Origin of the sequence: Photorhabdus thracensis, from assembly GCF_001010285.1 — a bacterium.
GTDB lineage: Bacteria > Pseudomonadota > Gammaproteobacteria > Enterobacterales > Enterobacteriaceae > Photorhabdus > Photorhabdus temperata.
On sequence record NZ_CP011104.1, the window covers coordinates 1,102,009 to 1,125,203 of the forward strand.

Annotated in this window: 17 protein-coding genes and 1 pseudogene; 5 read left to right on the forward strand and 13 right to left on the reverse strand. The window is 42.2% G+C overall.

Going from position 1 to position 23,195, the window contains the following annotated elements:
- Nucleotides 1-84 precede the first annotated feature (84 nt).
- Nucleotides 85-810 carry a 30S ribosomal protein S2 gene (gene rpsB / locus VY86_RS04430; RefSeq protein ID WP_046974080.1) on the reverse strand — a complete coding sequence of 242 codons (726 nt, stop codon included), beginning with the start codon at nucleotides 808-810 and terminating at the stop codon, nucleotides 85-87.
- A gap of 437 nt (nucleotides 811-1,247) precedes the next feature.
- Here rpsB and map point away from each other — a divergent pair, with 437 nt between their 5' ends.
- The 4 genes from map to VY86_RS04450 all read left to right on the forward strand — a co-directional run bounded on the left by map (nucleotide 1,248) and on the right by VY86_RS04450 (nucleotide 6,302).
- Entirely contained in the window at nucleotides 1,248-2,045 is a 798-nt protein-coding gene (gene map / locus VY86_RS04435; protein WP_046974081.1) for a type I methionyl aminopeptidase, read from the forward strand.
- Between the two features lie 138 nt (nucleotides 2,046-2,183).
- Entirely contained in the window at nucleotides 2,184-4,832 is a 2,649-nt protein-coding gene (gene glnD, locus VY86_RS04440) for a bifunctional uridylyltransferase/uridylyl-removing protein GlnD (RefSeq protein ID WP_046974082.1), read from the forward strand.
- A 49-nt stretch (nucleotides 4,833-4,881) separates the two neighbouring features.
- Nucleotides 4,882-5,706, forward strand: coding sequence for a 2,3,4,5-tetrahydropyridine-2,6-dicarboxylate N-succinyltransferase (gene dapD, locus VY86_RS04445; protein ID WP_046974083.1), 825 nt, complete (start codon nucleotides 4,882-4,884; stop codon nucleotides 5,704-5,706).
- A 209-nt stretch (nucleotides 5,707-5,915) separates the two neighbouring features.
- Complete coding sequence (locus VY86_RS04450; protein ID WP_023044746.1) at nucleotides 5,916-6,302, forward strand: DUF3461 family protein; 387 nt, start codon at nucleotides 5,916-5,918, stop codon at nucleotides 6,300-6,302.
- A 59-nt stretch (nucleotides 6,303-6,361) separates the two neighbouring features.
- Here the strand turns inward: VY86_RS04450 and VY86_RS04455 are convergent, their stop codons facing one another.
- Entirely contained in the window at nucleotides 6,362-6,811 is a 450-nt protein-coding gene (locus VY86_RS04455) for a flavodoxin (protein WP_021324805.1), read from the reverse strand.
- Nucleotides 6,812-7,480: 669 nt separating this feature from the next.
- Between VY86_RS04455 and VY86_RS04460 the strand changes: the two genes are divergently transcribed.
- Nucleotides 7,481-8,545: a hypothetical protein gene (locus VY86_RS04460; RefSeq protein ID WP_046974084.1), complete on the forward strand. Its 1,065-nt coding sequence runs from the start codon at nucleotides 7,481-7,483 to the stop codon at nucleotides 8,543-8,545.
- A 222-nt stretch (nucleotides 8,546-8,767) separates the two neighbouring features.
- Here the strand turns inward: VY86_RS04460 and truC are convergent, their stop codons facing one another.
- The 11 genes and pseudogenes from truC to VY86_RS24510 form a co-directional block, all read right to left on the reverse strand.
- Nucleotides 8,768-9,514, reverse strand: coding sequence for a tRNA pseudouridine(65) synthase TruC (gene truC / locus VY86_RS04465; protein WP_046974085.1), 747 nt, complete (start codon nucleotides 9,512-9,514; stop codon nucleotides 8,768-8,770).
- Nucleotide 9,515: 1 nt separating this feature from the next.
- Complete coding sequence (locus VY86_RS04470; protein WP_036838526.1) at nucleotides 9,516-9,848, reverse strand: YqcC family protein; 333 nt, start codon at nucleotides 9,846-9,848, stop codon at nucleotides 9,516-9,518.
- A 535-nt stretch (nucleotides 9,849-10,383) separates the two neighbouring features.
- Nucleotides 10,384-10,935, reverse strand: coding sequence for a SecY-interacting protein (gene syd / locus VY86_RS04475; RefSeq protein ID WP_023044750.1), 552 nt, complete (start codon nucleotides 10,933-10,935; stop codon nucleotides 10,384-10,386).
- A gap of 1,142 nt (nucleotides 10,936-12,077) precedes the next feature.
- Nucleotides 12,078-12,941 (reverse strand): annotated as a pseudogene (locus VY86_RS24505) (filamentous hemagglutinin N-terminal domain-containing protein); the annotation flags it as partial.
- Between the two features lie 62 nt (nucleotides 12,942-13,003).
- Nucleotides 13,004-14,683, reverse strand: coding sequence for a ShlB/FhaC/HecB family hemolysin secretion/activation protein (locus VY86_RS04485; RefSeq protein WP_052760776.1), 1,680 nt, complete (start codon nucleotides 14,681-14,683; stop codon nucleotides 13,004-13,006).
- Between the two features lie 2,124 nt (nucleotides 14,684-16,807).
- Complete coding sequence (locus tag VY86_RS04490) at nucleotides 16,808-17,188, reverse strand: hypothetical protein (RefSeq protein WP_023046454.1); 381 nt, start codon at nucleotides 17,186-17,188, stop codon at nucleotides 16,808-16,810.
- On the reverse strand, nucleotides 17,185-17,778 hold the full coding sequence (locus VY86_RS04495) for a CdiA family toxin C-terminal domain-containing protein (RefSeq protein WP_152552729.1): 594 nt from the start codon (nucleotides 17,776-17,778) through the stop codon (nucleotides 17,185-17,187). The genes VY86_RS04490 and VY86_RS04495 overlap by 4 nt, the downstream gene beginning before the upstream one ends.
- Before the next feature lie 138 nt (nucleotides 17,779-17,916).
- Nucleotides 17,917-18,180: a DUF8617 domain-containing protein gene (locus VY86_RS04500; RefSeq protein ID WP_021324798.1), complete on the reverse strand. Its 264-nt coding sequence runs from the start codon at nucleotides 18,178-18,180 to the stop codon at nucleotides 17,917-17,919.
- Nucleotides 18,180-19,106 carry a hypothetical protein gene (locus VY86_RS22505; protein ID WP_052760777.1) on the reverse strand — a complete coding sequence of 309 codons (927 nt, stop codon included), beginning with the start codon at nucleotides 19,104-19,106 and terminating at the stop codon, nucleotides 18,180-18,182. Before VY86_RS22505 ends, VY86_RS04500 begins: the two co-directional genes overlap by 1 nt.
- Before the next feature lie 144 nt (nucleotides 19,107-19,250).
- A complete protein-coding gene (locus tag VY86_RS04510; protein WP_023046451.1) occupies nucleotides 19,251-19,661 on the reverse strand; it encodes a DUF6911 family protein in 411 nt (136 codons plus the stop codon).
- Nucleotides 19,658-23,155, reverse strand: coding sequence for a DUF637 domain-containing protein (locus tag VY86_RS24510; RefSeq protein ID WP_052760778.1), 3,498 nt, complete (start codon nucleotides 23,153-23,155; stop codon nucleotides 19,658-19,660). Before VY86_RS24510 ends, VY86_RS04510 begins: the two co-directional genes overlap by 4 nt.
- Nucleotides 23,156-23,195: the final 40 nt, after the last annotated feature.

The following is a 23,195-nucleotide window of genomic DNA, read 5'->3' on the forward strand; positions in this document are numbered from 1 at the left end:
ACGTAAAAGGGGGCCATAACAGGCCCCCCTAACCAATATATTTCAATACCTGGTTAATAAGGGCTCAACAATGAGCTTGCCTTATTATTCAGCTTCTACAAAGCTTTCTTCTGCCTGAACAGCCAGATCTTGAGAACGACCTTCACGAACAGCGGTAGCAACAGCACCCAAATACAGTTTTACTGCACGGATTGCGTCATCGTTACCAGGGATGATGAAATCAACACCATCTGGATCAGAGTTAGTATCAACAACAGCAAATACTGGGATACCCAGATTGTTCGCTTCTTTGATAGCAATGTGTTCATGTTCAGCATCGATAACAAACAGAGCGTCAGGTAAGCCGCCCATATCTTTGATACCGCCCAGGCTGTTTTCTAACTTACCAAGTTCACGAGAACGAATTAACGCTTCTTTCTTGGTCAGTTTGTCAAAAGTACCGTCCTGAGACTGTGCTTCTAAATCTTTCAAACGCTTGATGGACTGGCGAACGGTTTTCCAGTTAGTCAGCATACCGCCTAACCAACGGTGATTAACGAAGAATTGATCACAGCTAAGGGCTGATTCTTTAATCGCTTCGCTTGCAGCACGCTTAGTACCAACAAACAGGATTTTGCCTTTGCGTGAAGCAATTTTGTTCAGCTCAGCTAACGCGTCGTTGAACATTGGAACAGTTTTTTCCAGGTTGATGATATGCACTTTGTTACGAGCACCAAAGATGAATGGTTTCATTTTTGGGTTCCAGTAACGAGTCTGGTGACCGAAGTGAACGCCCGCTTGCAGCATATCGCGCATGGAAACAGTTGCCATTGTAAACCTCTGTAAAATATTAAGTTGGGGTTATGCCTCCACGAGCCCCATAACACCGACTCTTTAGCTGCATGTTCTGCATGAGAGCACCCCGGTGTATGTGCCGACCCGTGTGTGTTATTTACACAGTGAGTATATTTAACGCCTCTGGTGTTTTGCCTTAGAAACAAATACACAGAACGCCGGCGCGCTTTATATCATAAACCAGCTTAAGACACCAACTTTTGTTGTCATTTTCTGATAGCACAATGTGGAAAGAAAAACGCAGTTATGACGGATATTCCTAATAAATACAAGTAACGGGGGAAATGGGGAAATATGGCTACCAACGGTTATTGGCAGATATTCTGTAGGCTGATACCATTGGTTCAATAATTTCTTCCCTATTGATAATCATACAACCAGCAGATTTGCTGGCTTTGAATGGACAAGTTTTCATGGCAATCTCAATTAAAACCTCTGAAGATATTGAAAAAATGCGCGTCGCCGGCCGCCTGGCGGCGGAAGTACTGGAAATCATTGAACCTTACGTCAAACCCGGAGTGACAACAGGTGAATTGGATCGCATCTGTCACGATCACATCACCAATAAACAACAGGCTGTTTCAGCTTGTCTTGGTTATCACGGTTTCCCAAAATCTGTCTGTATTTCTGTTAATGACGTCGTTTGTCACGGTATCCCAAACGATGATAAGGCTCTGAAAAATGGTGACATCGTTAATATTGATGTGACTGTCATAAAAGAGGGCTTTCACGGCGATACCTCAAAAATGTTTATTGTCGGTAAGCCAACCATTCAGGGTGAGCGTCTATGCCGCATCACTCAGGAAAGCCTCTATCTGGCACTGAAAATGGTAAAACCAGGTATTCGCCTGCGCACTCTTGGTAAAGCCATTCAACAGTTTGTTGAAGCCAAGAATTTTTCTGTGGTCCGTGAATATTGTGGTCACGGCATCGGTGCGGTCTTCCATGAGGAACCTCAAGTACTCCACTATGATGCAGATGATGGCGGTGTTGTACTGCAAAAAGGGATGGCTTTCACTATTGAACCTATGGTTAACACTGGCGATTACCGCATCCGTACCATGAAAGATGGCTGGACAGTCAAAACCAAAGACCGCAGTTTGTCTGCTCAATATGAACACACGATTGTTGTGACTGATAACGGCTGTGAAATCATGACCCTGCGTAAAGAAGAGGAACCCGTTCTTTCCGCCGTCCTGGTCAATGAATAAGTTAAACGCTAAATTGTGAAGCCTTACTGAAACCATACAGGGCTTCCAATCTCTTTCTCTGGCAATATCTCCTGTTCAACACGATATTTTCTCAGTAATCTGGCCGTTATGATTCGCCTTTCTCACGGGTTGATACTTATGCCAGCAGATATCGCCACAATTCAGGCTCCTGTCCCGCCACTTTCCCCAGCTGATTTTTCCTGTGATGATCTTCACTACCCGGTGTTGAAACAACACCTTGAAGAATTTCAACTTTGGCTCGAACATGCATTTAAAGCAGGAATTTCCGCAGAAGCCTTGATTTCTGCCCGCAGTAATTACATAGATCAGTTACTAAAGCAGTTATGGAATGTTTATGGGTTTGATAAAATTTCATCACTTTCATTGATTGCGGTCGGCGGATATGGCCGACGGGAACTGCACCCGCTATCTGATATTGATGTACTGATACTCAGTGAGCAACCTCTTACACAACATCAAGCTCAGAATATTGGACAATTTATCACCCTGCTGTGGGATATCCGGCTGGAAGTAGGCCATAGTGTTCGTACATTCGAAGAATGTTTGCTGGAAGGGCTGTCAGACCTGACTGTTGCGACAAATTTAATCGAATCACGGTTAATCTGCGGCGAGCTGTCACTTTTTCTTCGATTACAGCGACATACCTTCAGTGATGGTTTCTGGCCTTCCACTGAATTCTTTGATGCCAAAATTGTCGAACAGCATGAACGCCACCAGCGCTATCACAGCACCAGTTACAATCTGGAACCTGATATCAAAAGCAGCCCCGGAGGGTTACGGGATATCCATACCTTGCTGTGGGTTGCCCGCCGCCATTTTGGAGCAACCTCAATAGATGAAATGGTCGATTTCGGCTTCCTGACAGCGGAAGAACGTAACGAATTGAATGAGTGCCAAAGCTTTCTTTGGCGTATCCGCTTTGCCCTTCATCTGGTCGTTAATCGTTATGATAATCGCCTGTTGTTTGATCGCCAATTCAGCATTGCTCAGTTACTGGGCTATCAAGGAGAACGTAATCAGCCGATAGAGCGGATGATGAAAGATTTCTACCGAATGACACGCCGCGTCAGCGAACTCAACAATATGCTGCTGCAACTGTTTGACGAAGCTATACTGGCGCTGGAAACCAGAGAAAAATCCCGCCCACTGGATAGAGAATTCCAGCTACGTGGACAATTAATTGATCTGGTCGATGAGACACTGTTTATCAAAGATCCTACAGCGATTATGCGGATGTTTTATCGCATGGCTGAACATGCCGAAGTTCAGGGCATCTATTCTACTACGTTACGCCAGCTCCGTTATGCCCGCCGCAATTTAAATCAGCCATTGTGTGAATTACCCGAAGCCCGCAAAATCTTTATGGATATCCTGCGTCACCCAAGGGCAATTGAAAGCGCATTTGTCCCCATGCACCGCCACAGTGTTCTTGGCGCTTATACACCACTTTGGGGCAATATTGTCGGCCAGATGCAATTTGATCTGTTTCACGCATACACCGTCGATGAGCATACAATCCGCGTGCTGAGAAAACTGGAAAGTTTTGCTGATGAGAACAACCGTGCAGCCCATCCGCTCTGCGTTGAACTATACCCGCGTTTACCTCAGCTTGAGATCCTGCGCCTTGCTGCGCTGTTTCACGATATCGCCAAAGGGCGTAATGGTGATCATTCTGAACTTGGCGCTGAAGATGCGCTGGCATTTTCACTGCAACATGGACTTAACTCACGAGAAGCTGACTTGGTGACCTGGCTGGTTCGTCATCATCTATTAATGTCAGTCACGGCTCAACGGCGAGATATCCAGGATCCGGAAGTCATTAAACAATTTGCCCATGAAATACTCAATGAAACCCGGTTACATTATCTCATTTGCCTGACAGTCGCGGATATCTGCGCAACCAACGTCAACCTGTGGAATAGTTGGAAGCAGAGCTTATTACGGGAACTCTATTTCTCTACAGAGAGCCAATTGCGCCAGGGAAATACACCGGATATGCGGGAGCGCATCCATCATAACCGCTTTCAGGCTCTTGCGCTTCTGCGCCAGGACAATATTAACGAGCAGAAACTGCATCAGCTTTGGAGCCGTTGTCATGCAGATTATTTCCTTCGCCATACCCCAAGGCAACTGGCATGGCACGCCCGCCATCTGGTGGCACATGATTCTCAAGATCCGCTGATACTGATCAGTACAAGGCCAACTCGCGGCGGTACCGAGATTTTTATCTGGAGCCCAGACCGTCCTTCCCTATTTGCAGCGGTTGTCGGCGAACTGGACAGACGCAATCTCAGCGTTCATAACGCTCAGATATTTACCAATCGTGATGACATGACGATGGACACTTTTGTGGTACTGGAACCCAATGGTCATCCTTTAGCACTGGATCGTCACGAAATAATACATAACGCACTTTTGCGGGTCGTTCTGGATCCTTATACCAAAACACCCAAAGCACGAAGATTGCCAACCAAACTGCGTCACTTCAATGTACCAACAAAAGTGATCTTCCTGCCTACCCACAATGAACGGCGAACCTATATGGAGCTATTCGCGCTGGATCAACCAGGATTACTGGCCAGAGTCGGCAATATTTTTACCGAAATGGAGGTTTCACTGCATGGTGCGCACATCACTACGATCGGCGAACGTGTCGAAGATTTTTTTGTGCTGGCGGATAAGGACCATAAAGCATTAGATAAAAAAGTCAGAGAAGAATTGTCAGAAAGGTTGACAGAAACCCTAAATCCAAAGGATAAAATATAACTGAATACAAGCCCCCATGATTCGGCTGATAACCAAGGAAACAGATGTAATGCAGCAATTAAAATCCATTATTGAAAGTGCTTTTGAAAATCGCGCAACTATTACTCCAGCAACAGTCAACAGTGAAACACGTGATGCCGTTACTCAGGTCATCAATCTGCTGGATAGTGGAAAACTGCGTGTTGCAGAGAAAATTGACGGTCAGTGGGTCACACATCAATGGCTGAAAATGGCGGTACTGCTCTCTTTCCGTATTAATGAAAATCAGGTCATGGATGGCGCCGAAAGCCGTTATTTCGATAAAGTCCCGATGAAATTCGCTGACTACGATCAAGCGAGGTTTGAAAAAGAGGGTTTTCGCGTGGTTCCTCCTGCGGCAGCGCGCCAGGGAGCCTTTATCGCCCGCAACTGTGTGCTGATGCCTTCGTATGTCAACATCGGCGCCTATGTTGATGAAGGAACAATGATAGATACCTGGGCAACTGTCGGCTCCTGTGCCCAAATTGGTAAAAACGTCCATTTATCCGGCGGCGTCGGTATCGGTGGCGTGCTGGAACCATTGCAGGCCAACCCGACCATTATTGAAGATAACTGCTTTATCGGTGCCCGTTCTGAGATCGTAGAAGGTGTCATTGTCGAAGAAGGTTCTGTGATTTCAATGGGCGTCTATATCGGTCAAAGCACCAAAATCTACGATCGTGAAACAGGCGAAATCCATTATGGCCGAGTCCCTGCCGGCTCTGTCGTTGTCTCTGGCAACCTTCCATCGAAAGATGGCAGCTACAGTTTGTATTGTGCTGTCATTGTGAAAAAAGTGGATGCCAAAACACGGGCAAAAGTGGGCATTAATGAACTCTTAAGAGCGATAGATTAAACTTTAAAATAGCGGATAATAAGTCCGCTATTTTTTTGCTTTTTATCATCATTACCGACCTCAGTAAGTGTTATTAATATAGGTAGTTTGAACGTGGACAATGTGCACAACCCCGAGCGTACACAGAGTACATAAGGAGTTTAAGCATGAGCCAAATTCAAAATGACGCATTAATAACCTACTGGGAAAAATACCCTTAAGGTGGTGCCATGTACGATAACTTAAAGAGTCTGGGGATCACATATCCCGAAGAAATTGACCGCTACAGTCTGCGTCAGGAAGCTAACAACGACATCCTGAAAATCTATTTTCGCAAAGATAAAGGAGAATTCTTTGCTAAAAGCGTGAAATTCAAATATCCACGTCAACGCAAAACGGTTGCTTCAGACAATGCAGAGCAAGGATACAAAGAGATCAACGAAATCAATACTAACCTACGTTATGTAATTGAAGAGTTGGATCAAATTTGCAAACGTGATCAGGCAGACGTCGATTTGAAACATAAAATCCTTGATGACCTGCGCCATCTTGAACACGTTGTTGCCAATAAAATTGCCGAAATTGAAGCCGATCTGGAAAAACTGACCCGCAAATAATGGCAGTTCCTTATAACTACACCGCTTATATCCTACCTGGTATAAGCGGTGCATTAAGATTAGCCAACTAATTCGCCCCACTGTTTGATCCAGGACTGAGCAAAAACTTCCGGTTCAGCTTCTTCCATTGCATCCACCAGAAGAACCTCACCGATTCTTATTGCTCCCTGCTCGTGTAACAGCTCATCAAAAGTACGACCACCACCACAAAAATTCTCGTAACTGCCATCACCCAAAGCGATAACGCCATAGCGTAATTCCGGCTGATAACCTAATTCATCTCGCAAAGCACAATAAAGCGGCTGAATATTATCAGGCAAATCCCCTTGTCCAGTCGTTGAAGTGATAACTAAAATTACCTGATTCAGATAGGATTGCCACTGTTCCAACTCCCCCTCTTCAAATACTTCTATCTCATGGCCTTGTTGTTCAAGAATTAGCAATGCTTCTTCTGCAACTGCCAAGGCATTACCGTAAACAGTACCAACAAAAATACCAATCTTCGCCATCGCCTATTATCTCTTTTTAAAGGAACTATTAATTATCCTCGCTGGCAAGCACAGAAAATTCAACCCTTTCCAAATCAGGGATAATTACTTTACCAACTAAGTCGTCGTACCGATCAAATGTTGCCACTGTTGAGCGCCCTCTGTCATGTAAACAATATCTCATCAGCACTAATGACTAATAATATATACCCAATAGATTTCAAGTTGCAGCGCGGCGGCAAGTGAACGCATCCCCAGGAGCATAGATAACTATGTGACTGGGGTAAGTGAACGCAGCCAACAAAGCAGCAACTTGAAAGATGAAGGGTATATCTGTCAGGCTAATTACGGACAGATGCACTGATCAATGACAGTGGCTATTCTACATAAAACGGTAACAGGTAATCGCCAACATTGTATCTTTAACAACTCCTGCAAAATTAAATATAATTCAAATGGATAACTTAAACTCCCTATAAAAACCACCATTAAGTAGCAAAATAAAGTGGTATTAAACTCAGTTATTCAGCCAATAATAATTTAATATTAACATTACTTTTTGGGAAAATTTTAACTGATAATATTTTCATTGGTATTAAAAATTACTTATACTCTATTTCAATGAAAATAATAGTAGAATGAAATTACTAGAATGACAGAAGTCAATACTGCATAAGGATGATGATCACCATGTCTAATAATAGGGCTGTCGTGCTTAGTGTGTTATTAAGTGCCGCAAACATCACCGGCTCATCTGGTCTAATGATCTGGGTAGATACCGTACTTAAAGATGGAAGCATAGTTTTAAATGCTTATATTCCTGTTTTTTCCTATTTATTAGGACTCTCTCTGGGATGTATAACAATATCCTTTGTCATCCAAAAAATTAATACTCTTTCTTTCAGAAATAATCTCTTTGGATTATTCTTATTATTAGCAACTGTCAATTGCATTCTCTTTTCAGGAGAAAAAATATTTATTCCTATTTGGCTGGATGCTCTGCATAGAATATTATGGGGAGTAATAAGTGGATTTATTGTCATAATGGGAAGAAATATTCTTATAACCGAAGGAAATGAAAATAAAACGAATAATAATTTCTCTATTTTAAGCCTTGCATTATTAAGTCTGCCATTTTTAATCCCGGTTATTTTCTCCCTCCTCAGCTTGAATTCCCGTACATCAGCAGATTTCTTTGCTGCATTTATTTATTCCATTTCTTTAATTATTTATTTTGCCAGTCATAAGAATAATACGTTAAGAAAACCAAAACAAGATATTAAAGACTCTATGATTATAAGAAATAAATTAGGTGTTTTCTTTGCCTTTCTTAGTCTGGTTATAATAAATGTTTGCTTTTTTCTATCCTTAATGATTATGCCAGCAGTCAGGACAAAATATTTCCAACATATTAATATGGTTCATATGTATACTATATTGTTGATTATATGGTTCCCTTGTGCAATTGCGATCATTAAAGTGATGAAACCAGTACCTTTCAGAAAAAAAATCATAGTAGGTAATATCATTCAGTTATTTGCCCTTGGATTCTGTTTACTTGGCATTATCATGGGCTCGGGTATATTCTATTTGTTATTTACGATCCTGGTATTTTTAGCTAATACACTGATGCAACCTGTTTTTTTCTCTTACCTGGGTTTATATTCTAAAAATTCTCTTTATACCTTGGGTATGCAATCAGGTGTTTATATATTTATTACTATGATTATTTTATACTATTTACTTAGGTGCTGAAATTGAAGAAATAGTCGCTGGATTCACAATATTATTAATTTCTTCAGTAGTCACCTCAACTATTTTTCGTTCAATGATTAATTCCAAAAAAACAATAATATTAACCAGTAGAAACCAATAATATTATATATTAAAAACTTCCATTTATAATATTTTATTTATTCTTGCCTTTGTCTCTTAATTAAATCAAGAGACAAGGCAAACAGGTATTCTTTCTTAGTCCTAATTATTGTCATATTCCAAATCAGGGATAATGCCTTGCCAGCCAAATTGTTGCATCAGATATTGCCACGACGCATCCCATTTTGCCGTAAGAGATAACTTCTCACCGGTCACAGGATGATTCAATTCAAGCAGACTGGCATGCAGCATCAACCGGCTGGTTTGGTAATGAGTGATAATCCCTCTGTTTTGCCGTAAATCACCATGTGTCGTATCACCAATAATTGGATGACGAATATGTGCCATATGCCGTCTCAATTGATGTTTCCGGCCTGTTTTCGGCGTCAGTTCCAGCAGACTAAAACGTGATGTAGGATAACGGCCAATCTCTACCGGACATTCTACTTTCGCCAGTGGTCGGTAATAAGTCACACTGGGTTGAGCCTCTTTATCACTGTCTGCAAATTTATCGGCAATTTTATCCAGCTCTTCAACCAAGGCATAATCGATAATATCGGGTTCCAGCACATAGCCACGCACGACAGCATGATAAATTTTTTGCAACTGATGATATTCAAACTGTTGAGAAAGCTGACGGGCAACATCACTGGACAGCGCCATTAACAATACGCCTGATGTCGGCCTGTCCAGACGATGTACAGGGAAAACATGCTGACCAATCTGATCACGCAATGTCTGCATAACAAAGCGTGTTTCGTGGCGAGCCAACCAACTACGATGAACTAACCAACCAGCCGGTTTATTAACCGCCACAATATACTCATCCTGATATAACACTTCCAACATATCAGAAGTTATCCTGAATAAATAAGCGATCCAATGCGCGAAGATGTTCAAGCAGTTGCTGACAACGCCCGGTAGCCTCTTCTTTATAGGATTCTTCAAAATAAGGAGCGATAGCGAATGCCGCAGGTAACTTTGCGCCCTGTTCCAGCAACGTATACATTCCCGGAATTAATACCCACTGCAACCACTCTTCAGCCAGCATCGTATCAATTGAAAATGGTTCAACACTTTCGAAAGCTTCCGCTTTAGGGGGATGACTTTGCCATAGGTCAATTTCCCTCATGGCGTGTTCAATTAGTTGTAATTTTTGCAGAATTTGTTCTTCAATACTCATATTTTCAGTCTGATAAATATTTATTCAAAGCTACCAAGCTCATAAGAATATCATTGATAGCCCTTAAGCTGAAAATTTGCTTTTTCCATCAATCAAATAAAGAGAAGGGAGCGAACCAGCGCTCCCTTTAAATTGTGCTTTTATAGCAGTCCGGCTAATAGTTTGCTCCCTGCTCACTCCCTGACAGATTATCCTTAATTGGTTATCCCTTACCCATCATTTTTATTTATATTGCATACAATCCTGTTATGCATTGCATCAGTCATCCTGACCATCATCACCCTATTTGTCCTTGAGAAGTTATGCGCAATGATTCCTTTCCTGCGAGAGACAGAATGAATTAATTCGCTGTATGAAACAAGCTATACAAATGGAACCGGTAAGTCAGTAAAGGAAATTAAATCTGTAATTATTTATAGGCTATTGAAATAAAATAAAAATAATAAACTGATGTTAAATTTACCAAAGTAAACAATGACATCTCTTACATAAAGTGTAAGAGATATCTCACAAATTCAGAGTTAAAAATCCGGGACTACCGAATGAAGGCGGGTTCGATTGCACCAAGAAACTCAACTAAGTCGGTAAATAGGCGAGTTCGTTTGTTACTGCCAAACTGCTCCAGAATCACTTCACCGGTCAAATTACATAGAGAAATGATACTCATATCCGAATCCATAGTAGCGATAAATGCTGTTGGTGATAGTTTCAGCCGCTTTTGCGTCACCAAATGCCCTATCAGGTTCTCCTGTAAACGGATAAAGTCATCCTCACTCCAGACCTGAATCAAACTAAACTGCTGGCCTTCAAACATTACCGTCATATCACCGGCCAATTGCGATGTATAAAAATCATGAATCGCTGGCTGTAATTGGATATCCAGTGCAACTTCAACTCTATTCAGCTTATCTTCTGAAGGAAAAGGCTGCGGAAGCCAGTAAACCATGTCATTACCAGTATGGGTAATGCAAGGTGATGGCACACCATAAAGCTCACTGCTGGCAGGTGAGGCCCCGGTTTCCTTTTGCCATAAATCAACATAACGACGGGTAAAATCAGCCAACGCCTCTGTAACATTAGAAATCATATTATTTTCAACCAGTAACTGTTAGGGTGTGCTTAATGTTATTGTAAACCAAATATTCTGACTGTTCCCCTGCCTAAAGGCTATAGATATCTACACATCACCAAACTGACCCAGAATATTTGTGGCTAACATTGTACGTGGTGGCGCGATTATTGATGAGTAACATGATCCCCACGCAGAGGGTATTCGCCAGACGCTGGATGCAATCAAAAATAACGATCACCTGATTGCTACAACGTTTCAGACAGTAGGAGAAAAAGGGTAAGATGGTTTTGCTTTACTGCGAGTGACTAAGGTACCTACACAGTTAAAACGTTAATCCCCAGAGAGGGATTCTCGCCATCGTAAAAAGTCCTTTATCACGGTTTTAGTTAAATCACATTAAAGGCATAAAAAGAGGCATAGCTTAAATCAAACCGCAGAAAATCAATGCTATTGGTGGATGAAAGCAGTGTAAATCAAGTTTAAACGAGCGTATTTAAGATATCGCGGTGTTACATAATAACGCTAAAAATCACCCGGTTCGTATTCGATTAAATCATTTATTTGCGAATTTTGTTATTCCTATTTTTCATGAGTAATTATTTAACTGGCTGATGAAAAATTTATTCCCAATTGAAAACGCTATTAAAGTCGGTTCCTTTTGGAAAATAGGTTGTCTGATTAACCGATTAATATTTTTATATATCCCTTTTTACGGGATATATAAGCATTAATAAAGACAATTCTTTTTCTTATTTTCATTGATAGATTTATGATAAGCAGGTTTTAAACTGTTATTAAAAACCATTTTTTTAACCTCTGATTTTAACTGGTATAAAAAGGTTTTATCTGTTGTTTTTACTGCTTTTAACATTTGCTTTTTATTAAGTTTAATCATCATGGTATATTATGTTTTACGTTTTATCAACGTTGATTATACTTGATTTTATCTTTGCTGACACTGTTTTACTGGCAATCCTGAGTAGTTTTAATAAATCAGCCTCGTTTGTTTTATCTTCATAAATCGAACCTGTAGTGATGTGATGTATTCCTGAAACTAACTTCACTGGATATAAAAATGTCAGAGTATTCGGTGGAGAAAAAGGGGTGTCCATCACATCGTTTTGGATAAGTCTCCCTGATTATCCACCAGAGCGACCGCCGCCTGAGAGGTCAGCATTAACGTTTAAAGTAATATCACGCTGGTCGCTGGTTAACTCTTTCAGATTAACCCCAACGCCATCCTCAGTGGCAACCAGCCGGATTTTATTGGCATACATGCCGCCCAGCGCTTTGGTATCAATGGCTAATTGCGGTTTAGCGCCTTCTCCGGCGAGCGGGTTGACCGTGCCGTCTTTTAAACTGATGCGGTTGGTGCCCTGCGTCAGCGACAGGGTGTTGGCCTGAATTTTTCCATTTAATTCCGTCGCCCGGCTGATAATATCGACATAATCCGTTGCCTTGCCATCCAGCCCTTTGCCGCCAATGGTAATCTAGCCTTGTTTAACTTCTAACACTTCCAGTGCACCCTGTTTGTCAAACTGGGGTTTCCCGGTGGTCAGGGTTGCACTGGCAGTATTGATAAAACCACAGCCATCACAGGTAATGCCATTGGGGTTGGCAATCATCACATTGGCTTTATTGCCGACAATTTCTAACTGACCTTGCAGCTCAGAGCGTCCGTTGCCGGTGACTTCATTAATAATCAGTTCAGCTGCTTTGCCTTTCAGGTTCGGGTTGGCGTTAAGTTGCCCGGCCAGTTGTGATTGAGCCGTTTGGGTAGCGTTATTGAGTATGGCGCCTTGAGTGGCAACGTTAAACGCTTGATAGGTGTTATGGGATATCCCCGCCTCATTCGGTGTGGCGATATTCACAACCGGGACATTACCCTGATTTTGTACCTGTGTTTGGTGATTATCCGGCGTTATCCCGGCGGCTATAGCCGGATGAAGGGGATAAACGACGGTCAGGTAAATTAAAAGATAACTCGTGGCCCTTGTTAAAGGGGTGCTACGTTGACTCATGTATCAGTCCTTATTTTATTGCAATGGAAATGTTTTGTTTCAATAAGTTATGTCTTGCGTTGTTACAAAATCAGTGATGCAGACCAGTAAACCACCCAGTGATCCGGTTTCAGGTAGTTAGGGTAAGTGAGTGGTTTGCCAACAGTTATCGCCTGATTGAATCGGCGGTGCGTTAGTGAGAGACCAAGTGTGGTGCCGGTGACATTACCGCCATCAATTTGTCCTGCTTTTCCTCGTAACCAACCCGTATCCAGCGCACCGGTTAAGGCGAGTTCACCCAGTACAGGAAACTCTGAAATTCGCCAGTTCAGCTCATTGCGCCAATATCCGCCGCGATTGCCGGTGAGAGATTGCTCTTTAAATCCCCTGACGGAATATTGTCCTCCCAGCGAGAGGCGTTCGCTGGCGTAAAGGTTGTCGGGCGTGGTCTGGCCGTAAAGGGATGAGAGGTAATAAATGGAATCCGTGACTGGCATAAAATAGCTGGCACTCAGGCTAAATTTACGGAATTGGCTCCGTGGTGCATCCGGGAAATGGGGATCCTCTTTTGTCGCACTGAACACCGGTAAACCGTGGCTGATTGCCGGGTTAAACGTGATATAGCCACCTGCCAGTACTGAACTGTAGTTAATGCCAAGGTTAATAGCGCTTAACGTCGGGCTGCTGATGGATAATTTCTCTCCCGCCAGCAAATTGGTCGTCTGGCGGCGCGTCAATCCCAGATCCAGCGCCAGCTTCTGTTCGCCATCACGGTATAACGCCCGGTTTATTGCCAGCTGGTGCGTCTGGCTGGCGCCTTCGTAGCGATAGGCCTGCGAGTCAGCCGGAATATTCTGAAAAGAGTCATTCCACGCGTACTGATAACTGAACAGCCAGTAGCCATAAGGGATCATTACATTAGAAGTGAGGCTTCGGTTTTGATGGTTATTGCGAAAATCACTGTTATGGCTGGCAGACAATGACCACTGATCAGCGAGATGTAATGGATTATCCAGGTTTACACTGGCATTGATTTGCCCGGTGCCGGTACTTTTCTGACCACTGTTATCCGCACCCAAGCTGGCACTGATCGGTAAGCGCGTCGAGGTTCGTTTTAAGATAACCGCAGAATAACCGGGTTGTTTTCCTGGCTGAATATCAATGGCGACCTGTTGTGAGGGCAGGCGGTTCAGGCGTTCCATGCCTTGTTCAATATCCCGCAGATTGAGTGTCTTGCCAATCATGCCCGGAAAGGCCATTTTGAGTGAACATGGTGTTTCATCATCAAGGCTGATTGACTCAATTTTGCCTTCATTCACGGTAATCATGAGGGTACCGGAGGATAAATCCTGCGCTCTGAGGTCAGAGCGGGATGTGACATAACCCCGTTCGATATAGGCATTCGATACTTTACGCACCAGCTCATTAATCTGCTGCAAAGTTAAACAATGAGATAAGTAAGAGTGAGTCAAGTTCTGTTTGACTGACCTTGACAGGCTTTCTGCACCCACAAATTCAATCTGTTGAATGGTGTGGCAAACAGATTCAGCTGCATCCGGCGTTAAAACGGGGGATGGGGATACGGTGATATTGTGACGCAGCGCTTCCCGCTGTCGTTGGGCTTGCTGCAACAAGGCTTTTTGTTGTTGTGTGATGGTTTCTTGATCCGCCGAGCTGACAGGAATTGCCGCCGGTGCCAGTGCGGAGATGACCAGCAGGATAAGCCCGGTCAGGCTGCGGTGATAAAACGGTAATTTTCCCATAGACAATAATTAACAATCTGATAATGACATTATTAAACTATTCTAATGTGGCATTAATTTATTGTCTGAATGGATAGTGTGAAATGTGATCAAGATCTGGATCTTTAATCCTGACAATGGGCAATGCGATATATTAAATGCTGTAAAACGGTGATAAGGATGAAGGTAATCTTTTATACATCAATAACAACTCTTTAAGTTACTTAATGGTATTGTGTCCCAAATCCAGCAGGCGTGCGATATCTTGCTGACTATTCTCCAGCGCATTTGTTGCCCGGTGAGCGAGTAGCGACGTCAGTTTTCAAGCGTGATTTGATTGTTTGGCGGTGTTTTTAAATAGACTGGTTGACTAAAAGTCTGCAAAATTTTACGCGCTTTTAATGGCTTAAGGCATAGATTTAAATAAAAAGTGTTTAAATTTTAAAAAATAGATTTATTTTATATTTAGGATATCTTTTTTTACGCTTTTTATCTTGGTTTCATTAATATAGGCTCGTCATGTGATTTTATATTTTCATTTAACTCCATTCAATCATATTTATTTAAATGATGTTTAGATAAATCGGTAAATTAATTTCATAATATCTTATAAAATTAATAATAGTAAAAAGTCTGGGGAATTAATTATCCAGGGTAGATTCACATTAAAGGTAATAAAAAGATTAATGACTTAAATAAAACCGTATAAAAGCAATGCTGTTGAATAGGAAAAAACAGTGTAAAATAAGGTTAAATGGGCGATTTAAGAGACCGTGATTTAAATAATATATTTGCGTATTTTTTTACTCATTTTTTCATTTTCGGTTATTTAACTGGCTGATAAAAAGTTTATTTACAGGTTAAAAAAGTTATTAAATCTGGTTCATTTTTAAAAATACATTATCTAATAAATCTATTTAAAATTCTTATTTACACTTTTTTACTTGGTATATAATCATTAATAATCCCAATTGTCTTTTACCGATGTTTTTATAATTAAAAAGTTTTAAACTGTTATTGAAGTCCATTTTTTAATCTTTTATTTTAATCGATATAATAAGGTTTTAGCTGTTGTTTTTACTGCTTTTAACATTTGCTTTTTATTAAGTTTAATCATCATGGTATATTGTGTTTTACGTTTAATCAACGTTGATTATACTTGATTTTATCTTTGCTAACACTGTTTTACTGGCAGTTATGAGCAGTTTTTATAAATCATAATCCTTTATTTTATCTTCATAAATCAACCTGTAAATAGTCTGATGGTATAAAGATACTCTTTTATGCTTTTTCGGATAATCAACATCTTTTTTAAGCGTTTAAATCCTGCCAGATTAACCGTTTTATCCATTTATTATAAAGAAACGACTAAAAATCACATTCACATCAGGTTCTTAAGATAATATTCTTTTTCTCGCTGATTTATTTTCAACTCGCTGTTAATGGTGATAGTTAATGGACTTCGATTAAACTTAATTAACATCCTTTTAAAGTTTTCACTTATAGTTAAAGCTGTCTTTTATATAAAATCTTTAATATCTCTGTTTTCATTCTTTTAAATAGTCATGACAGGGAAGTTAAATGTAAAATAACTGGAAGATAACATTTTCGATGAATACATTAAACATAACAGGAAATAAGCCGTTTTTAGTGATTCTGTACCTTTTCAAAATCTGGTATTAATGGATACCTATTCTTTTATCGTCAGCTAACTAATCACCGAAAAGAAAACAGCTTACCGATCGCCAAAAGGGAAAACAAGTAAAAAGAGAAACTGCATTATGTTAAAAAGATGATAAATCTGTAAAGCGATTACCATTCCGAGGATTGCAGTTTTCAACTGGAGAGTAATACTACTCAATCTTGTCTTTTATCGATTCCATTTATCAATGGATTCCAAATAGGATGTATCCAGTCAATCAGTTATAACGGCACCTGTTCTATATTGAATGGCTTTACTGCCTGAGTTTTTATTGAGTTGTTGAATGTTTTATCCGGTGTTATTACAGCTAATTCAGCGGCCAAAACATCCAAGGTTAAATGGCCTGAATCCGGTGGAGTTCCAGACTCAGGTATTATTAGCCGCTTAATGTAACCTGTCCAACTTTTTGGGGTCACTTAAGTTAAATTGGGATATTATTATTATCAGGGATAACGTTCTCTTAGCTGTTCCATATACAATTCTACAGATGCTTTATCATTTGGATAAGCCTGAATATAGGCGTCTGTAATATATTGCATTAGTTGAACAAAATGATTAGGAGATATGGATAAACTTTCATATTCACCTAGAAAAAAAGTGACTTCATTAAATTCTTCTGGAATATCCCAATCTTGATCTAACGCATAACTAAAACCTTCAGAAGGAGAAAATCCATGGCCTTCGCTAGCCATTTTTAAAAATAATTTATAACTCATTTTATCTTCTGATAATGTGGCATAAATAACATCATATAGATCTCTTCCATGATCCTGATATAAATAGTCTTTGGTGGTCATCAGCCAACTTATTTGCTCCTTATTCATTTTGAACCTCTTGGTGGCATTGTAATAAATGCATTATTAATTTGTCCTGTTTTCGCATCTCGGGTTACTTGGAACCAATAACCATCAACTTTAACAGAATACTGTCTATGTTCAGGGTTTACTTTGAAATAGTTCTCAGCCTGTTGAGATGCTTTATTCGACATATTTATAACTCTGGAATCCGACAATATTTCAGAAACATAGGTTGTTTTTGTTTGTTCAGCTTTAAAACCTATCTGCTGTCCCTTATTATTAATCGCAGGAATTTGATATTTATACTCAATTAATCCAGGATAACCTTTATCAGTAATCGTAAGGTTTACTTTAGCGCCAGTCATTTCAACTGACTCTAAAAATGAGTCCTGGTTATGAGCACCGGAAATAGTCCCTTGTTTTCGATTTAATACTCCAATTTGGCTGTTATGCTCTGCTATTTGTGAAGACAAATTATCAGGAACTAATTTATTTTCGACCTGTACAACCCCACTAGTCCCCTTTCCAGCATACAACTTCTCATTTTCCATCAAGCGAGTTACAGCATGGGTATCAGGTTTAGCATTGCTTAACAGTGGTTTTGAGGCATGACTCAATTCTCCTGCCAGATGCAGCTTAAACAAATTGAACAGCGGATCAAAGAAGCCACTCAGGCACTGCAACGTATAACACCTGAGTGGTTAGAAGGATAAGACCATGTTTAATGCCCAGATAAACTGGGCGTTTTTATGATATTACTCGCTTTCTTTGATGTAAGCGTTATAAGAGCCGCCTTCATTCTCTAACCAAAATCGCCCGCACTCATGACAAGTTAGGACACTAGTTCGTTTAGAGTCAATTTTTGATATAAAGTCATCCGAATCAATAACATTATTATTAGTTTCTAATATCCATATAATTTCGTTAATAATCTTTTCAGCAATAAAAGAATATTCGTAATCATTATCTTCGTTAGATAAATTCATTACATGACCACATTTACAAGTAAATTTAGGCATTATTTATTCCTTATATTAGGTCTATCATATCTAACAATCTGTCCTTTAGAATTCTGAAAGAACAGAGTATTAATATTATTTGCCGTTGGTTTACCCCAAGTTCTGGCAACTACACTTTGTATATCTTTGGCTGATAAATCAGCTTGAATAATAATAGAATTAGTTTGTTTATTTTTTGCCTCTATCATCCTTAGTATTGATTTTTCAGTCATTGTTTTAGAATTAGGAGTATAAACATCAACTTTACCGATCCCTTCAACCCAAAGATCCTGAGTTTTTACTTTATGCTGATTAACTTCTTTTTTATAAGTCACATGATAACCTAAATCAGCAAATTTCTGACCAGCCCTAATTTCATCAGCATTTGGAGTCGCACCAGGTTCATAACTAACTTTACCTTGACGGACAGCTGGCAAATTTAGTGTACCTGTATTTGCTGTCTTATCAACCTGTGTCGTTCCCTTTCCAGCATACAACTTCTCATTTTCAATCAAGCAAGTTACAGCATGGGTATCAGGTTTAGCATTGCTTAACAGTGGTTTTGAGGCATGACTCAATTCTCCTGCCAGATTCTTCGCACCTTCTTGGGTATTACCTAATACTTTTACGGCTCCGGTCGCTAAAACGCCCGTGCCCACAGCCGCTTCCGGCGCAATGGCATCCGCAACAAAAATGCCCACGTTATTCAAGCACAAAGCCGGATTAGTTTTACACCCTTCAAGTGCAATACGCCCTGCCGCTGCCATTTCAGCCGACCCAGCCACTAGTATATAACCGCCATAAGCCAGCGCATAGCCGCCTGCGGCCACTGCGGTCACCGTTATCGCGGCATCCCGTCGCGCAATAATGCGTTCTGCCGCCGATTTATCCCCTTTCTCTGCCGCCAGGATATCTTTTTGATTATCAACCGATAACTGATGCAGCATATGCTCAGTCATGTTGTCTGGAGGGGATGAGTATTGAGCCGTTTAACCCAGAGTCGCTATTGACTGGATAAAGTATTATATCCTTGAAAGCTGGTGCTGACAGAGTAGGGTAAAACAGCCCCAGAGCGGGGCCGGGGCTGTTGTTTAATTGAGAAGTTCTTTTGATACATTACCTGTGTTAAAAAATTCTTTGAATACGCAATATATAAAATCGAAACTTTGAACTAAGGTTTTATCACTATGCATTTCACCCAAAATATCAATGTAATTTCCAGAGGCATTATCATTATTTGGTGTTCTTACATTATGTTCACCATCTATATCAAATTCACTTAATAATAGTAGGTAATTATTATCTTGTGAATACAAGGATAATTGATAAGGGCCTGATTCATCAGCAGAATTGTTTCTTATAGTCAATACACCAGTTCTATCTTGCATGTATTCTAACAGTCGGTATAGGTCCTGTTCAGAAGGTTTTATAACTGGGGAGAGCTGTTCTCTCTCTCCCAAATATGTAAGACTAAATCCCCCAATAACCATATCTAGATTCATTTAACCTCCCGTAAGGATTTCATTCCTGATTGCCAAATATATTTTTTTGGTAAACCAGTTATATCGTCTACAGCGTTGACAGTAACTGATTTTGCACCGGCAACCTCGGCTGCTGCTGCAATATCACCTCTGCAATAACCGCAAACATCTTTTCCTACCACTGTTATTTTCAAATCAGCACCTTTTGAAACACCTGCATTATAGGCTTGTTGAATAGTGCCGATTTCTGCATGAGCAGTTGCCATATTACCGTTTGGTAATTCTTTACCTTTAGCTATTTCTTTTGCCGAAATTCTATCGGTAATTAGAGTTCCTTGTTTCGCATTTGCCTGTTCAGAAGCTCTTGCCGTTTGATTCGTATCAGTAAATATTCTTCCATTCACTTCTAATTTAGCAGTAACTTTTGGGGTTATGGTTTCTTTTGTAGATGCTTTTTCAATCAAGCGAGTTACGGCATGGGTATCAGGTTTAGCATTACTTAACAACGGTTTTGAGGCATGACTCAATTCTTCTGCTAAATTCTTTACACTTTCTTGGGTGTTACCTAATACCTTTACCGTGCCAGCAGCCAAAACGCCAGTTCCAACAGCCGCTTCCGGCGCAATGGCATCCGCAACAAAAATGCCCACGTTATTCAAGCACAAAGCCGGATTAGTTTTACACCCTTCAAGTGCAATACGCCCTGCCGCTGCCATTTCAGCCGACCCAGCCACCAGTATATAACCGCCATAAGCCAGCGCATAGCCGCCTGCGGCCACTGCGGTCACCGTTATCGCGGCATCCCGTCGCGCAATAATGCGTTCTGCCGCCGATTTATCCCCTTTCTCTGCCGCCAGGATATCTTTTTGATTATCAACCGATAACTGATGCAGCATATGCTCAGTCATGTTGTTACGATAGACAAGCTCTGCGCTGTTAGCCGCACTGTAAGCGCCTTCGGGTGTATGACTAATCAGGGCACCTGACAACGCTCCGATCAATTTGGCTGTCTGGGTCTTAGTTTCATTACCCGTAAGCGCTTCCTGAAGCTTATGAATTTGCCGCTCGGCTTCATTCTTGTATGACGGTTCAAATAGCCGGCTTTCCATTGTTATCGCCGCTAATTCCGCAGCCAACGCCCCCACAGCCGCCCCTTTGGCATCACCGCCCGCGATTTCCGCCGCCAGGGCAGACACCGCTGCATGGCTAATCGCTTTACCGGGCACACCCAGAATTTCCCCGTTATCCCCAATCAGCCCGGCTCCTTCCGCATTGATCTGGTTACCGATATTACTTAATAACGCGGTTTGCAGATTATCCGTAAATCTGCCGCCATTGATGGCCGTGCCCAGTGTTGAACTCACGACGGATTGTGCCGCCATACGTTGGGCCACCTGGCTCCAGTCAGGGTGACTCAATAAGGGCAGTTGCGCTTTTAGGGGATCGACAACGGCTTTTCCTTCGGCCAGTTTTCCCCATCCCATCGCATGGTCCAATCCCCCTAATGCGCCACCCACCGCTATTTGGGTCACCAGGGATTTGACAGAATCGCGCTGCGCTAAGGTTTCCAGTGTCTTAGTGAGATCCCCTTTATTTTCGACTAAAGCCACCGCCGCCTGAGAGGTCAACCCGATCATTCCGCCATAAGCCGCCCCATAGACCGCGCTCGCCGTAGCCCCGGTGACGCCGGTTGCACCCACAGCACTATTTCCCGCCCAGGCCGCCAGGCCAGAGCCTGCGGTTACCGCCGCAACAGCAATCGCTATCACGGCCCCCGCGACAGGGTTTAAGCGGGTGCTTTTTTTGTCCCAACGACTGTAAGCGTCCTTAACTCTGTTCCACTGGACATCGTTGCGGTCTTGCAGATTTTTCAACCATTCGGTTCCCGGGGTGTTACCAAGTTCCATTAACGCGTCTTCCAGTAATTGCCCCGCTTTCACCTTTACATCCGCACTGATGCCGTCCGCCGCTTCCACCGTCAGGGTACCGCCAACCTGCACCGATGGGATGACCCAGCGCTTTTCACTGTGGCCTTTATCGTGGTGCGTGATGAAAAAACCATTTGACGTCGTGAGGGTCTGTTCAAAAGCGGTATTGGGCATCGCCCGGAAGTTCACTTTCCCCGTCTGGCTGGTGATTTTCGCGTTTTTCTGGGTGTCTATCCGGCTCACTTCCAGGGTCACGTCATCTTTTGCCCTCAGGTTGATATCCCCGCCGGCGGTAAATTCGGTGACTTTATTGGTTGAACGCTCTTTTCTGCGGGTTTCCGTCCTGGAGCCAAAAACTTTACAGGATTTAATGCCCAAAACACGGTTACAGCTTTTTTTCTCTTCTTCCCATCGGTAAACCTCCTCCATGGCTTGCGCATAGAGAAAACCGCCTGTTTCCGTGATATCCATCACGCCTTGAGCGATAAGTTCCGTGGCCTGGAATAGAATACTACCCTGAGCGTGAAGTGTTAATGCGCCGCCACTCTTCAACTGACTGGCGTGTTGCGTAAAGCGTCCACTGTTCCCTTCCCGAATAAATTCAGGCAATGATTCAAAACGCACATTCCCCCCGGCGGAAAGCCGCATATCACTGCCGGATGTCAAGCTCGTGCCGTATGTCAACAGGTTGCCAGCCGCCGTTAGTGTGAGATTGCGGGCGGCGTTGATGGTGCCGGTGGCATACAGGGAGTGTTGATCTTCATCGTTAACAGGCGAATATTTCTGGGCAGAGAAAATGAAATCCCCACTGGCATTAACCAACACGCTCCCCTGCGTTGAGGTTAATCGGGCCATCCTGCCCACGATATCACCCCCCGCACTGAGTTGCAGCTGATCACCCGCGGTGATTTGGGTGCGGGATCCCGCTAAATCGGCGACACGCAACAGGCTTTCTGACGTGGGGGGACGGGACATATCGATATCGTGACCGGCGCTTAATGTGACTTGTTGCCCGGCATTGAGACGGGCTCGCCGCAACATTAAGTCATTGCCGGCAAACAGATGAATATTGCCCGCCACGTTTAATTGACTCTGGCTGGCATTCAGGTTACGACCGGCACTGAATGTCAGATGGCGTGATTGATCGAATGAGGTGCCGTAGAGATCCAGATCGTGGCCCGCTGAAATCCGTAAATGATTTTTGGCCGACAGGCCAGACCATGAATAAAGCTGATCCCTTCCCATCCGGATATCGCCTTCACTCACCAGCAGTTCAACATTTTCCCCTGTCAACTCGGCGTGATCCGCGGCAATATCGTGGCCGGCAATGAGGGTCAGGTTTTTCTGTGCCGCCAATTTAGCCCGGCGGGCATTAATTTTATGCCCCGCATTTAACGTCAGGTGGATTGATTTATTTAACAATATCCCCTGGAGATCCAGTTCTTGACTCGCAAACAGGTGCACGTTGTTGCTGGCCGAAATACTTGCGCTGTCACCTCTCATCTGAATGTCGCCTTCACGTGCGAGCAGCGCAACATTTTCGCCTGTCAGTTCAGCGTCATAGGCAGTGATACCGTTGCCTGCCATTAGGGTCAGGTAAGGAAGAATCAGATGCCTGTCAAAATAC

What these genes read in the sequence shown, in the direction of transcription:
- VY86_RS22505 (WP_052760777.1), bottom strand. Translation starts at nt 19,106, where the DNA reads ATGCTGCATCAGTTATCGGTTGATAATCAAAAAGATATCCTGGCGGCA.
- VY86_RS04485 (WP_052760776.1), bottom strand. Translation starts at nt 14,683, where the DNA reads ATGGGAAAATTACCGTTTTATCACCGCAGCCTGACCGGGCTTATCCTG.
- VY86_RS04450 (WP_023044746.1), top strand. Translation starts at nt 5,916, where the DNA reads ATGTACGATAACTTAAAGAGTCTGGGGATCACATATCCCGAAGAAATT.
- glnD (WP_046974082.1), top strand. Translation starts at nt 2,184, where the DNA reads ATGCCAGCAGATATCGCCACAATTCAGGCTCCTGTCCCGCCACTTTCC.
- map (WP_046974081.1), top strand. Translation starts at nt 1,248, where the DNA reads ATGGCAATCTCAATTAAAACCTCTGAAGATATTGAAAAAATGCGCGTC.
- VY86_RS24510 (WP_052760778.1), bottom strand. Translation starts at nt 23,155, where the DNA reads ATGGCAGGCAACGGTATCACTGCCTATGACGCTGAACTGACAGGCGAA.
- VY86_RS04500 (WP_021324798.1), bottom strand. Translation starts at nt 18,180, where the DNA reads ATGCCTAAATTTACTTGTAAATGTGGTCATGTAATGAATTTATCTAAC.
- VY86_RS04460 (WP_046974084.1), top strand. Translation starts at nt 7,481, where the DNA reads ATGTCTAATAATAGGGCTGTCGTGCTTAGTGTGTTATTAAGTGCCGCA.
- VY86_RS04455 (WP_021324805.1), bottom strand. Translation starts at nt 6,811, where the DNA reads ATGGCGAAGATTGGTATTTTTGTTGGTACTGTTTACGGTAATGCCTTG.
- VY86_RS04510 (WP_023046451.1), bottom strand. Translation starts at nt 19,661, where the DNA reads ATGAATCTAGATATGGTTATTGGGGGATTTAGTCTTACATATTTGGGA.
- rpsB (WP_046974080.1), bottom strand. Translation starts at nt 810, where the DNA reads ATGGCAACTGTTTCCATGCGCGATATGCTGCAAGCGGGCGTTCACTTC.
- syd (WP_023044750.1), bottom strand. Translation starts at nt 10,935, where the DNA reads ATGATTTCTAATGTTACAGAGGCGTTGGCTGATTTTACCCGTCGTTAT.
- truC (WP_046974085.1), bottom strand. Translation starts at nt 9,514, where the DNA reads ATGTTGGAAGTGTTATATCAGGATGAGTATATTGTGGCGGTTAATAAA.
- VY86_RS04490 (WP_023046454.1), bottom strand. Translation starts at nt 17,188, where the DNA reads ATGAATAAGGAGCAAATAAGTTGGCTGATGACCACCAAAGACTATTTA.
- dapD (WP_046974083.1), top strand. Translation starts at nt 4,882, where the DNA reads ATGCAGCAATTAAAATCCATTATTGAAAGTGCTTTTGAAAATCGCGCA.
- VY86_RS04470 (WP_036838526.1), bottom strand. Translation starts at nt 9,848, where the DNA reads ATGAGTATTGAAGAACAAATTCTGCAAAAATTACAACTAATTGAACAC.